At 56.5% G+C, this 14,790-nt stretch carries 13 protein-coding genes; 5 read left to right on the top strand and 8 right to left on the bottom strand.

The genetic code is table 11. The features are described from left to right. Window positions 1-63 precede the first annotated feature (63 nt). Window positions 64-1,119 carry a polyprenyl synthetase family protein gene (locus FJ320_06135; protein MBM3925554.1) on the bottom strand — a complete coding sequence of 352 codons (1,056 nt, stop codon included), beginning with the start codon at window positions 1,117-1,119 and terminating at the stop codon, window positions 64-66. A gap of 323 nt (window positions 1,120-1,442) precedes the next feature. On the opposite strand from FJ320_06135, the gene FJ320_06140 reads away from it, so the two are divergent. Then, window positions 1,443-3,482, top strand: a complete 2,040-nt coding sequence (locus FJ320_06140; protein ID MBM3925555.1) for a (Fe-S)-binding protein — start codon at window positions 1,443-1,445, stop codon at window positions 3,480-3,482. Between the two features lie 44 nt (window positions 3,483-3,526). Here FJ320_06140 and FJ320_06145 read toward each other — a convergent pair whose 3' ends face one another. From FJ320_06145 to FJ320_06170, 6 genes are read right to left on the bottom strand one after another with little or no spacing between them, the layout of a single operon-like run. Continuing rightward, on the bottom strand, window positions 3,527-3,748 hold the full coding sequence (locus tag FJ320_06145; GenBank protein ID MBM3925556.1) for a DUF4926 domain-containing protein: 222 nt from the start codon (window positions 3,746-3,748) through the stop codon (window positions 3,527-3,529). Then, a complete protein-coding gene (locus FJ320_06150; GenBank protein ID MBM3925557.1) occupies window positions 3,745-4,092 on the bottom strand; it encodes a hypothetical protein in 348 nt (115 codons plus the stop codon). Before FJ320_06150 ends, FJ320_06145 begins: the two co-directional genes overlap by 4 nt. After that, window positions 4,089-4,784 carry a hypothetical protein gene (locus tag FJ320_06155; GenBank protein ID MBM3925558.1) on the bottom strand — a complete coding sequence of 232 codons (696 nt, stop codon included), beginning with the start codon at window positions 4,782-4,784 and terminating at the stop codon, window positions 4,089-4,091. The genes FJ320_06150 and FJ320_06155 overlap by 4 nt, the downstream gene beginning before the upstream one ends. A gap of 14 nt (window positions 4,785-4,798) precedes the next feature. Continuing rightward, window positions 4,799-6,376 carry a long-chain-fatty-acid--CoA ligase gene (locus tag FJ320_06160; protein MBM3925559.1) on the bottom strand — a complete coding sequence of 526 codons (1,578 nt, stop codon included), beginning with the start codon at window positions 6,374-6,376 and terminating at the stop codon, window positions 4,799-4,801. A gap of 40 nt (window positions 6,377-6,416) precedes the next feature. Further along, window positions 6,417-7,145 carry an enoyl-CoA hydratase/isomerase family protein gene (locus FJ320_06165; protein MBM3925560.1) on the bottom strand — a complete coding sequence of 243 codons (729 nt, stop codon included), beginning with the start codon at window positions 7,143-7,145 and terminating at the stop codon, window positions 6,417-6,419. Window position 7,146: 1 nt separating this feature from the next. Beyond that, the gene (locus tag FJ320_06170; GenBank protein ID MBM3925561.1) at window positions 7,147-7,941 is read right to left on the bottom strand and encodes an enoyl-CoA hydratase/isomerase family protein; all 795 of its coding nucleotides are present in this window, start codon (window positions 7,939-7,941) and stop codon (window positions 7,147-7,149) included. A gap of 146 nt (window positions 7,942-8,087) precedes the next feature. Between FJ320_06170 and FJ320_06175 the strand changes: the two genes are divergently transcribed. Together FJ320_06175 and groL are read left to right on the top strand one after the other, a co-directional pair. Next, window positions 8,088-8,381 (top strand): co-chaperone GroES, encoded by a 294-nt coding sequence (locus FJ320_06175; protein ID MBM3925562.1) that lies wholly within the window; start codon window positions 8,088-8,090, stop codon window positions 8,379-8,381. 15 nt (window positions 8,382-8,396) lie between these two features. Then, window positions 8,397-10,016, top strand: coding sequence for a chaperonin GroEL (gene groL, locus FJ320_06180; GenBank protein MBM3925563.1), 1,620 nt, complete (start codon window positions 8,397-8,399; stop codon window positions 10,014-10,016). A 70-nt stretch (window positions 10,017-10,086) separates the two neighbouring features. Here groL and FJ320_06185 read toward each other — a convergent pair whose 3' ends face one another. Beyond that, the gene (locus FJ320_06185; GenBank protein ID MBM3925564.1) at window positions 10,087-12,666 is read right to left on the bottom strand and encodes an SMC family ATPase; all 2,580 of its coding nucleotides are present in this window, start codon (window positions 12,664-12,666) and stop codon (window positions 10,087-10,089) included. Between the two features lie 15 nt (window positions 12,667-12,681). Here FJ320_06185 and FJ320_06190 point away from each other — a divergent pair, with 15 nt between their 5' ends. Together FJ320_06190 and FJ320_06195 are read left to right on the top strand one after the other, a co-directional pair. Then, a complete protein-coding gene (locus FJ320_06190) occupies window positions 12,682-12,951 on the top strand; it encodes a hypothetical protein (protein ID MBM3925565.1) in 270 nt (89 codons plus the stop codon). An 89-nt stretch (window positions 12,952-13,040) separates the two neighbouring features. Next, complete coding sequence (locus tag FJ320_06195) at window positions 13,041-14,384, top strand: signal recognition particle protein (GenBank protein ID MBM3925566.1); 1,344 nt, start codon at window positions 13,041-13,043, stop codon at window positions 14,382-14,384. Window positions 14,385-14,790 lie beyond the last annotated feature (406 nt).

Here is a 14,790-nt window from a genome sequence, read left to right on the forward strand (position 1 = left end):
AGGCCTAATAGTCCCTGTTCCAAGGGCCCTTTTCTCCTCAGTTACAACAGCCACGGTAACCCCCTAGTATTCTCGGTTTACCAAGAAATCGATTAATTCTTCGGCTTCCTGCTTTGCCCACGCATGGAGAGGCAAGCCTTCTAATGACCGAAGTCCTGAGGAAGCCTCAGCTTCTATTAGTGATTGCGCTTGCCGGCGGGCCCCGCATTCCTCAAGAACCGCCAGCACATTCTCTACATCTCCCTCGCTTAAGGATTTTTTCTGATATATAGCAGCCATCTCATTGCGGGCCTTAGGCCTGGCGTTTTCCAAAGCGTAAACAATCGGGTAAGACTTCTTGCGTCGTCTGATGTCGTTTCCGGCTGACTTTCCTGTCTGGTGCTCGTATCCCCATATACCCAACATGTCGTCTTTGACTTGGAAAATTCTGCCTAAGCGGACTCCGTATTCGATAAACGCCTCTTCGTGAGATGGGTCCTCGCTGCCCAGCAGGGCGCCGATCTGAACGCTGCAAGTAATCAAAGCCCCCGTCTTTCGCCGGATCATATCCAAATACTGGTTCTGGCTTATGGTCAAGTTATTTTCAAAGTCCAGGTCCATGCACTGGCCTTCTATCATTGCCAGGCTGCTTTCCACCAGGCTTTGCGAGACTCGGAGGGCCCTTTCCTGGGTAATCCCCTTCTCCTTTAGCCCCATGGCGGTTTGATAGGCAAGGCAGTGCATTGCGTCACCGGACACCAGGGCCTTTCCAGGTCCCCACAAGTACCAAACGGTTGGACGATGCCTCCGTTCAATATCACCGTCCTGAATGTCGTCATGTATAAGCGAGAAGTTGTGAATAAATTCCAGGGCCGCCGCGGCGGGCAGAGCCTTATTCCAGTCGCCGCCCAAAGCGTGGCATCCGAAAAGGCAAAGGGCAGGTCGCAGCGCCTTGCCTTGCCCTTCTGGCGTATCCAGCGCTTCACCCTGCTCATTCCTCCATCCCATGTGGTATTGCAGGACCCTGTCCATTTCAAAGCCTGTTTTGGGAAGCATAAAGTAAAGTTCCTGCTGCACCTGCGCTCCGTAACGAGTGAACAGGCCTGGCAGGGGCCGACGGGCAGTAGATGAAGGCGTCATAAGGTTGAAGTTTACCTGAGATTCTCTGTGAGCGACCGCATATCTCCGGGTTGAAGGTCTTAATGCTAGAGATACATCGTAATACGATGCCCGAAATCCTAACAAAGCCTACTCGCAGTGTCAATACAAATCAAATGTGATAATAGTCTCATTACTGCCGCAGAGCTTTACATCCAGGACCGCCGCGAGGTGACATTCTTGGAAGCCTGCTTTGAAGAGCCTCAGCCGTAAAAGACTAGATTAAAATCTCGAGTCGGTGCACAGAACTTGTTGGATGCTACACTGTACAGCCTAACCCCCAATTTGAGGTAAGATTAGCGCACATGGTTCCTCCTGATAGTATCTTTGGTTCTATAAATACCTGGGTGGGCGTTTATCTAGCCCTTGCCGCCGCTCTGGCAGCCTCAGGCCATTTCCTGTACCACCGCGTAATCAAACTTATCCTCCTTGGCCGAAGGGACCTGCGATTCGACCAGCCCCTCAAACGTCTTTTTAACTTCCTGCTCATCACTCCCGGCCAGAAAAAAGTCCTTCAGCGGTTCTCGCTTAAAGATAAGTCGGGCCTGGGTCACGTTATCATCTTCTATGGCTTCCTTTCCTTCCTTCTCAGCTACGTCATCTTCATCTTTGGCGATTCCGTTTGGCGGGACTTCTCCAAAACCCTGCTGACTGAGACCGGCGCCCAGGTCTACGCCATGTACCTTGACATAATGGCTGGCGCTATATTATTCGCCTTGGCCTGGGCTTTCCTACGTCGATGGGTGGCCAAGCCCCACCGGCTCAGCTTTGACCTCACCAGGGCCAAGGACGCCGTTATAATAGTCGCCCTCATCGCCACCCTAATGGTATCTACCCTTCTGACTGAGGCCTTTTACGTCGCCAAGGGTGGAGTTGGCCCGGAGTCCAAGGTTATCATAGGCGGCGCCATAGGCGATTGGTTCGTTGATTTGGGTATAGGCTTCCATACCGCCAATACTTTCCACGGTCTCTTCTGGTGGCTCCATCTGCTGACTATTCTGGGCTTCGGCATATATATCCAATTCTCGAAGCATATGCATATGATGGCAGCCCCGGTAAACTCGTTCTTTAAGTCTCTCAAGCCTTCGAGTGTGATGGATCCTATCGACCTGGAAAAAGCCGAGCATTTCGGCGCAGGCAGAGTCCAAGACCTCACCTGGAAGCAGCTCCTGGACGGCTACGCCTGCGCCGTCTGCGGCCGATGCACCGCGTCATGCCCGGCCCACCTGACAGGCAAGGTCCTTTCGCCCATGCATATCGTTGAGAACACTAAAGATTACTTATTGGAGTTCGGACCTGTAGTAGCCAGGGGACAGGAGCCGCCAGCCGACAAACCTCTCATTGGGCATGCTGTGTCGGAAGAAGCCATCTGGGACTGTGTTACCTGCGGCGCATGCATGGAGGAGTGCCCGGTACAGGTGGAGCACGTGCCCACGATTATGGACATGCGCCGCAATCTGGTGCTCGAGCAGTCCAAGCTGCCCCCCACGGCTATGGACGCCCTTATGAGCATGGAGCAGCGAGGCCATCCGTGGCGCGGCAGCCAGTTCTCTCGTATTGACTGGGCCAAGGGCCTTGATGTTAAGACCATCGCGGAAAAGCCGAGTGCTGAAGTCCTTTTCTGGGTGGGCTGCACCGCCGCTCTAGAGCAGAAAAGCCAGCGCATCGCCCGCGCGATGGCGAGGGTACTCCTTCGCGCCGGCATTGACTTCGCCATCCTCGGCGACGAGGAGCGTTGTACCGGCGACCCGGCCCGTCGAATGGGCAACGAGTATCTTTTTCAGACTCTGGCCGCCCAGAACGTTGCTGCGTTCCAGAAATATAGCGTCAAAACGGTGGTGACTACTTGTCCTCACTGCTTCAATACCCTCCGCAATGAGTACCCTCAACTTGGACTCTCATCTAATGTTCAGGTGCTTCATTACACCCAGTTTGTTGACAGTCTGATAAAGGACGGCAAACTCAAGCCCGTCAAAGCCATCAACGAGACCGTTGCTTACCACGACTCCTGCTATTTAGGCCGGCATAACGGGATTTATGACCAGCCGCGCGACATCGCGAAAGCCATTCCAGGCTTAAAACTGGTGGAGATGGGGGAACGATGCCGTGAGCGGGGCTTCTGCTGCGGCGCCGGCGGCGGGCATCTATGGATTGAACAGAGCCGGGGCACGCGCATCAACCACGCCCGCACTGAACACTTTCTCGCTACGGGGGCTAAGACAGTGGGAGTCTCATGCCCTTACTGCCTTCAGATGCTTGAAGAGGGCGTTGAGTCAAAAGGCAAGTCGGGCGAGAGGAAGGTCCGTGACGTTCTGGAGCTCCTGGCAGACAGTGTGGAGGGTTAGGGCTAACCCGCGGTTTAATTAGTAAGCTTCGAATTATCGACTCGCTATTCTATAGACCTGGCATGAGCTATTTCACGGCGTCCTATGGATCGAACGTCAAGTGACTTTACTGAAACCACTACTACTGTTTCACCGTCTAAAGCTGTAAATTCAACTTCATAACCTTTGGCGCCGTGACTTAGTACTACTGTCCCGACGTCTCCCCTCTTCAGCCTGTGTTCAGGCAAGTCAATATTTAAGACTACTATATCTAAGTCTCTAATCATCTTTTGCTCCTCCGCAGAGGATATGCGGTTACTAACCTGGGTACGATGCTACCCGAATCTATAAACCACACCACGCGTACTACAGGATTTCTGCTATCGGGAGTTTTAATTCTACTCTCAATAGTGGACCTCATTCCAAAGACGGATTCTTCTGTGAGAGCTACATCATGTTCCTTTGCATGCTGCAAGAGAGCGCTTGCGAGGGTTTCTATTGAATTAGATGAAAAGCCAAACTGCTCAAAGAAGACCGCCTTGTGGCGGCCATAGGAGTGAGAACGAGAGAGAAGATAGTCAGCTAGCTTGGAATCAGGAACTTCTGCATTGTTTAAATTGGGCAACTTCATAGCTTTGTAACTAGCCCTACCACCTCCCTCACCGCTGCCTTCAAATCCACATTCACCACTACCGGTACTCCGTATTTCTGGGCCTGGGCCAGAAGCTCCTCCTGAAGTATAAACATCCGCTTCAAGTCGTAATCTGATAAGTGGCGCAGCCTGTGGTTTGGGCTCAGCGCTCGCTTCTTCAACTCCTCCCGGTCTGGCACATCCAATACAACCATCAGGTCCGCTCCCCACTCCTTATAGTCGACTACGCCGGGCACAAAATGACTCCCTTCCAGCACCATTCCTATTCCCTCTCGCTTCGCCCTCTGGGTGCAAGACCGCATCACCGGCTTCATCAATTCCGCCTGGGCTACGCACCCTCTCAGTATTCTCTCGGGCGTAATTGGGCCTCTTTTCTCATCAAGTTCCGCATACGCAGTGAAGGAGTGGCTCCGGATAAGCCGCGCTTGCGGTTCGGTCAAAAAAGGCTCCATCGCTGCCCTCATGAAGCCTGTGCTCAGATGATGTGTAAGGCCTAACTCTTCAGTAAGCGCTGAGGCGAGCGTAGTCTTTCCGACGCCGGGTACCCCCTCTAGAATGATAATCAGAGATGACTGCTGACTCTCCACCTTGTACAACTTGCCTTCATCTTTCACTGAATAAGTATTCCTTAATCCAGGCAAAATCACCGCTATACTATCGGCAGATAATATCTAAGCCAAGTAAGTTAAGCAGCATCCTCTATGGGGTAGCAGTATTTCTCCCTCAGCACCCTTTTAAGCACTTTGCCCAAAGCGTTCCGGGGTAGCTCTTCGACAAACACCACCGACTCGGGCCGTTTGAAGCTGGCCAGCCTTTGATGGCAATACTCGATGAGTTCGATTTCTGAGCAGGCAGCCCCACCTTTCTTTACCACCAGGGCCCTGACCCTTTCACTCCAATCAATGTCCGGCACCCCGATGATGGCTGCGTCATCTACGGCGGGATGGGACATCAGGGCTTGCTCTACTTCCTCCGGCGATATCATCTCGCCACCCCGTTTAATAAAGTCTTTTGATCTGCCTGACAGGTACAGATAACCGTCCTCGTCCATATACCCTAGGTCCCCAGTGAATAGCCAGCCCCCATGGAAAGCCCCCTTGGTCGCCTGCTCGTTTCTCCAATACCCTTGCATAATACGAGACCCCCTCGCCGCTACCTCGCCTACCTGTCCTGAAGGCAGCGGCAGTCCCTCCTCGTCCATCACCGCCACCTCGACGTCCGGTAGGGCCTTACCGACGGAAGTAAGTCGTTTCAGTTTCTTTTCGATGGCTTCCGGCGAGCCCGAAAGCTCATGGTCTTCCGGCGGAAGCATAGTGATGGTCGAAGCGGTCTCAGTCTGGCCGAAGGCATTGATGAACCGCACTCCGGGCATGGCTTTAATCGCCTTCTTAATCACTTCCACCGGCATGGGCGCAGCGCCGTAGGTGATAATCTTAAGACTCGACAGGTCATAGTCATTGAACTTGGCGTGTTCGACGACCTGCTTGAGCATAGTCGGGACGACACCTGCCCGGGTTGCGCGCTCCGACTGCGCCAGTTCCATCCATGTTTCCGCGTCGAACTGCCGCATTAACACCGTAGTGCGTCCGCCGTACACCGAAGCCAATGCGCCTTGCATGCCTGCAATGTGATACATAGGCACGCACAACAGATTGCGCTCTTCAGCCGACTCTGGGTCCGGCGGTTCAACGCTGGAGAGCATGTATGAGCTGAAGCTCTCGTGACTCAGCATTACCGCCTTTGGTGTGCCGGTGGTGCCTGCCGTAAATAGCAGCAAAGTTGTGTCCGAGTCTTGAGCCGTTGGAAAGTGACGCTCCTCTGCCGAGGAGGCTCCGATAACATCATCGTAGAACACCCACTGGCCGCCGTTTCGCTCTTCCACCGTAATCACGTAATCTGCTGGGCATGAATCCTTGAGAGCATCCTTGGCGGTGGTGAAGTAGCGCTTGCCGACAAAAAGCACAGTCGGCTCGCAGATGTTGAGCATGTGGGCCATTTCGTCAGACTTTGCCCGATAATTGAACGGCACAAAGATCGCGTCCAACCTGGCGCAGGCGAAATAGGCTTCCAGCATTGCAGGCGTGTTTACGTCCATCATCGCCACACGGTCACCGCGGCCAATCCCCATGTCGGCCAGGGCGTTGGCCAGTCGATTGCTTCGCTCCTGAAGATGGGCAAAAGTTGTGCGGTTGCCCTCGAAGACAATAGCCTCGCGCTCAGGCACAATAGCCGCCGCAATGGAAAGGAATTCGTTGCTATTCACGGATAACTCTTCTAGGAAGCTTCACAGAGATTATATAGGTCTATGACGGCTGGGTGGTGAGCAGCTTCAAAGCCAGACGCCTTTCTAACTCTAGCGACCTGTCCAATGGCAAATCTGCGCCTCGATGAATTGCCTCTTTCAGACCAGCTGCCGCTTTAGAGTCTAGGGAGGCTAACCTGTCAGCCAGGTTTAAAGTTTCGGCTTGCAGCGATTTGACGGACACCACTTTTGTGGCTAGCCCAAGTTTTGAAGCCTCTTCAGCTCCAACCACGTGACCCGTCAGCAGAAGCTCTAGCGCCGGCGCAAGGCCGATGGCCCGTGAAATAGTCTGAGTGCCGCCGGCCGCGGGAATGAGGCCAAGATGGGTTTCAGGCATTGAGAACTTAGCATCATAAGATACAATCCGAATATCGCATAACATCGCCATCTCCAGCCCGCTGCCAATGCAGTGACCGTGAATAGAGGCTATCAATGGTTTAGCCATATCTAGGAATAATCCCCAGATATCCCTTTCCCATCGGACCTCACGCGCGACTGATAATGATGGGGCCGCGCCAAACTCGGTAAGGTCCGCGCCGGCGCAGAAATCGAAGCCTGCTCCGTTCAAGACAACACATTTTACGTCGGTGTCGTCACGTACAGCCTCCAGCGCCTGCCACAGGTCGTCACGCATCCTGGTATCAAAAGCGTTCCGAATCTGGGGGCGATTTAGGGTGATAGTGGCGACATGCCCGTCCTTCAAATAGAGAATAGTGTCGAAAGCTTCCAACTTAGCGTCCCACGAACCTGGGTTTTCTCTTGGACAGGAACGACTCTACACCCTGCTTGCGGTCTTCTGTGGTCTGCAACAGAAAGCTCAGGTCTGCTTCCAGCCTCAGTCCTTGTTGCAGTGTCATGTCTTTGCCCATATACACAGCCTCTTTAGTATAACGAGCAGCAATTGGTGCGGCTTCGGCGATTTGTGAGGCTAGGCTGGTAGCTGATTTTAAAGCGCCCTTGCCGTCATCCTCCACTTTGTTGACCAGGCCCACGGCTAGCGCTTCATCCGCATCGATTAACCGTTGAGTTAGCAGAAGTTCCAGGGTCCTGGCTTTCCCTACCAGCCGGACTAGACGTTGAGAGCCGCCGTCCCAGGGAATAGCCCCACGGGCCAGATCGGTGAATCCAAGCCTGGCGGTGCGGGCGGCTACCCTGAGATCGCAGGCCAGGGCCAGTTCCAGCCCGTGGTCCACGGCGTCTCCGTTAATGGCGGCAATGGAAGGTTGTGGAAGGCTAGCCAGGGCCGAGGCGCATCGTAAACTATCTAACCACCCTTCCACATCCTCGGACGTGGCGCTTTCGGAAGGCGGGTTATAGGCCTCCCGTCCGCTGGAGAACACCTTGCCGGCGCCAGTAATTACTACCGCCCGAATACGTTTGTCGTGTTCTATCTGCTGGCAGGCCTCCTTTAGCTCACGCGCCGAATCCGCGGTGACACAATTGTGCCGGGAAGGACAACTTAATGTTAGCAATGCAACGTGTCCCTTGTAGGACACTTTAATGAATCTGAATTCCACCAGCGTCAAGCTCGATAGCGTGGGTTAGCCCAAGACTCTTGACAGTATTTTCAGGGGTAGTTTATCATATGCCAAGAATTAGCACTCGAAACACTCGAGTGCTAAATTGTGAGTAGCGTAAGGCCATCTAAATTTCAATTCAGAAGGAGGGAGCCTTGGTTAGGTTTACGCCGTTAGGTGAGAGGTTGATAGTAAGACCCATTGAGCAGGAAGAGAAGACCTCTTCCGGCATCATTCTGCCTGACACCGCTAAAGAGAAGCCCCAGGAGGGTGAAGTGGTGGCCGTGGGTCCCGGCCGCACAAATGAGGACGGGAAACGCGTCCCCATGGAGGTCAAGTCAGGTGACAGGATTATCTACTCCAAGTTTGCCGGCACCGAGTATAAAGAGGCCGGCCAGGAGTACCTGATATTGCGCGAGAGTGACGTTTTAGCGAAGGTATCTAAATAAGGAGGAAGACCGCAAATGCCCGGAAAGCAGCTAGTTTTCGCTGAAGAAGCTCGCAAGTCCCTTAAGATAGGTATCGACACCCTGGCCGATACCGTTAAAGTTACGCTAGGTCCCCGAGGGCGCAATGTCATCCTGGACAAGAAGTTTGGCCCTCCCCAGGTCTGCTCCGACGGCGTCACCATCGCCAAGGAGATTGAGCTGCCCAACCCCTTTGAAAACATGGGCGCGCAGCTCATTAAGGAAGCCGCCAGCAAGACCAACGACGCTGCCGGCGATGGCACCACTACCTCCGTAGTCTTGGCCCAGGCCATCATCACAGAAGGCTTCAAGAACACCGCCGCCGGCGCCAACCCCATGGCCATCAAGCGCGGTATCGAGAAGGCTGTCGAGGCTGTCGTGGAGGAGCTGAAGAAGATGGCCCGCTCCGTGGAAAGCCGTGAGCAGATTGCTCAGGTTGCCGCCCTCTCCGCCCATGAGGACAGCATCGGCAACACCATTGCCGACGCCATGGAGAAGGTAGGCAAGGACGGAGTCATCACCGTTGAGGAGTCCAAGGGTATTCAGGATGAAATTGAGTACGTGGAAGGCATGCAGATAGACCGCGGCTACATCTCTCCCTACTTCGTCACCAACCCGGACAAGATGGAAGCCGTCATTGAGAACCCCCACATCATCATCACGGACAAGAAGGTCTCCGCTGTCTCTGACCTGGTGCCCGTCCTTGAAAAACTGATACAGATTGGCAAGAAGGATGTGGTCATCATCGCCGAGGATATCGACGGTGAGGCCCTGGCTACACTGGTGGTCAACAAGCTGCGCGGCACCCTCAACTGCCTGGCCGTTAAGGCCCCTGGCTTCGGCGACCGCCGCAAGGCCATGCTGGAAGACATCGCCATCCTTACCGGCGGCACCGTCATTAGCGAAGAGACGGGCCGCAAGCTGGACTCCGCCACTATTAACGACATGGGCCAGGCCCGGCGTGTCTCTTCTTCAAAGGAAGAGACCACCATTGTAGAGGGCAAGGGTTCCGAGCAGGCCATTAAGGCCCGCATCAACCAGATCCGTGCCCAGATTGAGGAGACCACTTCCGAGTTCGATAAGGAGAAACTCCAGGAGCGGATGGCCAAGTTGGCCGGCGGCGTGGCCGTCATCAAGGTCGGGGCCGCCACCGAAGTGGAGCTTAAGGAGCGTAAGGCCAGAGTGGAAGACGCCCTGTCCGCCACCCGCGCTGCCGTGGAAGAGGGCATAGTGCCCGGCGGCGGCGTGGCCTTAGTACGCGCCCAGCGAGCATTGGACCCGCTCATCAAGAAGCTTGACGATGACGAGTCGGTAGGCGCAGGCATCGTCAGGAAGTCTCTGGAGTCGCCCGTGCGGCTCATCGCCTTCAACGCCGACAGGGAAGGCTCCGTCATCCTGGAGTCGGTGCGAGGCCACAAGGACGACTACGGGTTTGACGCCGAGACCGGCGAGTTTGGCCACATGTTCGAGAAGGGCATTGTGGACCCGGTCAAGGTCACGCGTTCTGCCCTTCAGAACGCCGCCAGCATCGCCGCCATGGTGCTGACCACAGAATCCATGGTTACTGAGATACCCGAGAAGGAAAAGGCCCCTGCTGCTCCTCCCATGGAGTACTAGGCCCAACCGTTTAAGAGTAGGAGAACCACAGGGGCGGTCCACTTGGGCCGCCCCTGTCCTTTTCTGAAGGTCAGCTTATCCAGGCCGTGGACGCGCCGTTGCGCTTCTCCACCTCTATTCTCACCGGGAAGGCTTCTTTCAAGTCGTCCAGGTGAGTTATCACTATGATGCGCTGAAAGTCTGGCTCGATGGCGTGGATGACGTCCAGGATGCGTTCTCGCCCCGTGGCGTCCTGGGTGCCAAAGCCTTCGTCGATGAATAGGGTGGGAAGGGGCGCGCCGCTGCGATGGGCCAGGGCTTTGGACAGGGCGATGCGCAGGGCCAGGTTTATGCGGAAGGCCTCGCCGCCGCTGAACATCTCATAGCTTCGGGGGCCCAGCTCATCGCTTATCTTTATCTCCAGGGTCTCGGTGAACTCGCCGCGGCGGGACTTAAGCTCTTGCTGGGTTTCCAGTTTAACGTTCATTCGACCGTCAGACATACGACGCAGAAGTTCGTTAGCGTACTCCTCGATATAGGGCAGCACCGTCTCGATTAGAAGAGCCTGGACGCCCTTCTTACCAAAAGCCTGGGACAGTTCACTATAGACGGACTGTTCGTCTCGTAGCCCTGCTGCCTGAGGCCGCTTGTGAGCGGCCTGCCTTTCGGCCTCTTCAACCTTGCGCAGCCTATCCTCCAGACCACCTTTGCTGGCGAGGAGGGACTGCTGCTTGCTGCGGGACTCTTGAAGCTGCGAGTCCACCGCTAGCAGCTTCTGCTTCCGACCCGCCAGTCCTGCGGCCTGAGTTCTCAGATGAGCAACCGTTTCTCCAATCTGGGACTGTTCTTTCCGTCGCTGCTCCACCAGCGACTTTGACCTCCATAGGGAGGCTTCTTCGCGGGGGAGCGCTTCTAGGGCCTCACTGAGTTTGGCGTGCTTTTGGATATAAGGTTGGTAGTCTTGGACTTGCCGGAATAGCTTGCTATGGCCTTCCGGGGAGTAAGTTAACCCAGCCACTTGGGCCTCAACGGCGGCTAGCTCCTGTCGTTGCTGTGGGGCGTGGGATTCGGAGGCTAGCTCCGCCTTGACGGTCTTGGACTCGGCGCGCAGGGTTTCGGCTTCGGCGGCGGCGTGGCTGGACTCTTGCAGCTCCTTTTCCAGGGTGGCGATTTGACGTTGGGTCTGCTGCTGGCGCTGTTTTAGAGTGGCGTCCCGCTGGGGGATCTCCCTATCCATCTTTGCCTTTTCGGCTTTGAGTTCTTTTAGCTGGGAGTCCTTTGTGCGGTAGTCCGCGAGCTTGCGGTCAATCTCTGTCTTGTAGGAGCCAATGAGGTCGCGGCAGCGGTCTTGACCGAGGGGGGTGTTGCAGAGGGGGCACTGGGCGGTTAGCGGAGACGCCTGCAGCACGTTTAGCTTGGACCGAAGCTCTTTTCCTTCGACGGCGAGGGATTCGAGTTCCGCGGCGGCCTGGCCCAAGTGGACTGCGACGGCTTGCAAGCGGGTCCGCTCCTGGGCGATGGCCGCTTCTTCGGTGCCCAGGCTATCCATAGTAGCTTTGGCCTGGATGATGCGAGCTTCAATGGCCGGGCGCGCCTGAGCTTTAGGCTCCAGCTCTCGGGTTAGACGCTGTTTCAGGAACTTCTCCCGCTCTTCCAGCCGGGCCTTGGCCTGGGCGATGGCTTGTTTAAGGGAGACGGCCTTATTGTTCAGGGTGTCGTAGTGGCGGCGGGCAGAGTCCATGGCCTCATATTGTTTAAGCAAGGACTGATATTCAGCGAAGCCGGCCTGGATGGTGTCCTGGTTTGTCACCAGGGCACGGTAGCCGGAGATTCGCGCTTCTTGCTGGCGTATCTCGGCCAGGAAGTGCTGAAGCTCGGACTGAAGGCCGGGCAAACGGGCTTCCAGGTCTTGTGCTTGACGGGCCTTTTGCTCCAGGTCCATGACTTCGCGGCGCAGGGCGTCGGCTTCAAGGGTGGCGGCGTCGATGGCGGAGGCGAGGGTTTGGAGGTCGGCGTTGACCACGGCGAGGGACTGCTGGTATTCGTCCTTGTGGGCGGCTTCCTGGGTGAGGTAGGCGAGGGCGGCCTCGATTTCGGCGGCCTGGCGGTCGTGTTCCTGGGCGCGCTGGCGGCTGCGCTCCTGCATCTCATCGAATCGGTCAAGGCCCAGGACTTTGGCGAGGACTTCCTTGCGCTCGCCGGGAGGCTTGTTGGTGAACTCGTCGGCGCGGCCCTGGATCAGGAAGGAGCTGTTGATGAAGGTCTTATAGTCCATGCCGATGAGCTGCTCTATCTTGGCCTGGGTCTGCGCGATGGAGTCGCCGGTGATAGGGGTGAAGGCGTCGCCGGCGCTGATCTGAAGCTGAAGGTCGCTTTTGCCGGAGCCTCGGCGGGCGGTGCGGCTTCGGCGGCGGATAACCTTGTAGCCGCCGCCGCGGGCCTGGAACTCCAGCTCCACCGACATGTGGTCCTGGCCGAAGTGGATAAGGTAGTCGTCAAACTTGCTGCGGGCTTCGCCCCACAACGCCCAGGTGACGGCGTCCAGGAGGGCGCTTTTGCCGTGGCCGTTGGCGCCGCTGAGGCAGGCGACGTGGATGCCGGTGAAGTCCAGCGGGGGCTGGGGGCCTTTATAAGATAAGAAGTTCTCCAGGGTGAGCTTGGTGGGGATCATGGGGATGGCCTAAGCATGGCCGTGTTATGTGCCACACGCCAGTCTATAAGCGGGATACCATCCCCTGGCCCCTTTCCCGACTGCATCGGGACTGAGTACAGCCTGCTGGAAGGGGAAGAGAAAATAAGGATCACCTCATCACCCTCCTTCGGCATACTCAGGACGGCGTCTAACTCCCTCTTCTCCTTTGCAATAGGAGAAGAGGGAGAACCTGAGGAGAGGGGTGACAGAGATATGGTCGTCGCCGGGTTCTGGCTAGCGAGGCTAGGCAGGCTGTTTTGGTAAGGGTGCATTGGGGTAATTTTAGCATTGGGCGGCGGGAGTGCCTATCTGCCTTGACCCTATTCTTGGGGGATGCCTACAATTAGCTGGCTATGTTTGATGTATTGACAGATAAACTGAATTCGGTGTTCAGGTCGCTGACCTCCAAGGGTCGGCTGACGGAGAAGGATGTGGACGAGGCGCTGCGGCATGTGCGTTTGGCCCTGCTGGAGGCGGACGTCAACTTCAAGGTGGCCAGGGACTTCGTCGCGAAGGTGAGGGAGAGGGTAGTAGGTCAGGCGGTGCTGGAGTCGCTGACGCCGGGGCAGACGGTTATCAAGATTGTGAATGAGGAGATGACGGCCATCCTGTCGGGAGGGGACCACAGGATGGGGAAGGCGTCACAGCCGCCGACGGTGCTGATGCTGGTGGGGTTGCAGGGGAGCGGGAAGACGACCACGGCGGCCAAGCTGGCGCTGCACCTGCGTCGAGGGGGGCAGTCGGCCATGCTGGTGGCGGCGGACCTGAGGAGGCCGGCGGCCATACAGCAGCTTATGGCGCTGGGGAAGCAGTTGGACGTTCCGGTATATCACGAGGAGACGTCGTCAACGCCGGTGAAGGTGGCGGAGGTGGGGGTGAAGCGGGCCAAGGAGCTGGGGCTCCACTGGGTTATCGTCGATACGGGGGGACGGCTGCATATCGATGACGAGCTGATGGGCGAGCTGGCGGAGATACGGGGCCGGGTATCGCCGACGGAGACGCTGTTGGTGGTGGACAGCATGACGGGGCAGGACGCGGTGAACGCGGCGTCGGAGTTTCACGCGCGGGTGCCGCTGACGGGCCTGATTATGACCAAGCTGGACGGGGACGCGCGAGGCGGGGCGGCCCTGTCGATAACTCGAGTCACCGGCGTGCCCATCAAGTTCATCGGCGTTGGAGAGCGGCCCGACGGGCTGGAGCCGTTCTATCCGGACAGGCTGGCGTCTCGAATCCTGGGCATGGGCGACGTGCTGACGCTCATCGAGAAGACCCAGGAGATGGTGGACGAGAAGAAGGCCAAGGAGCTGGAGAAGAAGATTCGCAAGGCGACATTTGACCTGAACGACTTCTTGGACCAGCTGCAGGCGATGAAGCGGATGGGGTCGATAACATCTTTCATGGAGATGGTGCCGGGGTTCAATCGTCTGAGCAAGAAGCTGCCGGCGAACGCTTTCGACGAGAAGCAGATAAAGAAGGTGGAGGCGATTGTCCGGTCTATGACAGGGCAGGAGCGCCGCAATCCGGATATTATCAACGGCAGCAGGCGGCGCCGGATAGCCGTGGGGAGCGGGACGCAGCCGGCGGACGTGAACCATCTTATCAACCAGTTCGGCCAGGCGCAGAGGATGATGAAGCAGCTGTCGCAGGGGAAGGGGCCAAGGCAGTTAATGCAGATGATGAAGGGTGGGGGACGGTAGGGAGGCCCACCGACCCTTTCCGCCCCTTTCTGCGACGCGGCCATTTTGTGGGAAAGCTGGCGTTGTTCTCATTCGGGATACCATCCCCTGGCCTCTTCCTGCTGACGCGTGATGGGTATTAAAAGCCTAGCTCATGAAAAACCACACGCCTTTTTGACAGTGGGGTCGGGGTTCCCCTCTGGTGCCCCTCTTCTCCTACCTTGTAGAAATTGAGGACGAAGGACGAAATCCCGACGAAGTCGGGAAGGGGGATAGGGGGTGATGAGGTGATCTTATTTATCTCTTCCCCTTCCAGCAGGCTGTACTAAGTCCCGATGCAGTCGGGAAAGGGATAAAGGGGATGGTATCCCGCTTAAGACCAGGTACGTATTGCGCATCAAACGTCTCGACGTAGGGGCAAGGTCAC

The sequence above is a fragment of the SAR202 cluster bacterium genome (genome assembly GCA_016872285.1).
GTDB lineage: Bacteria > Chloroflexota > Dehalococcoidia > Lucifugimonadales.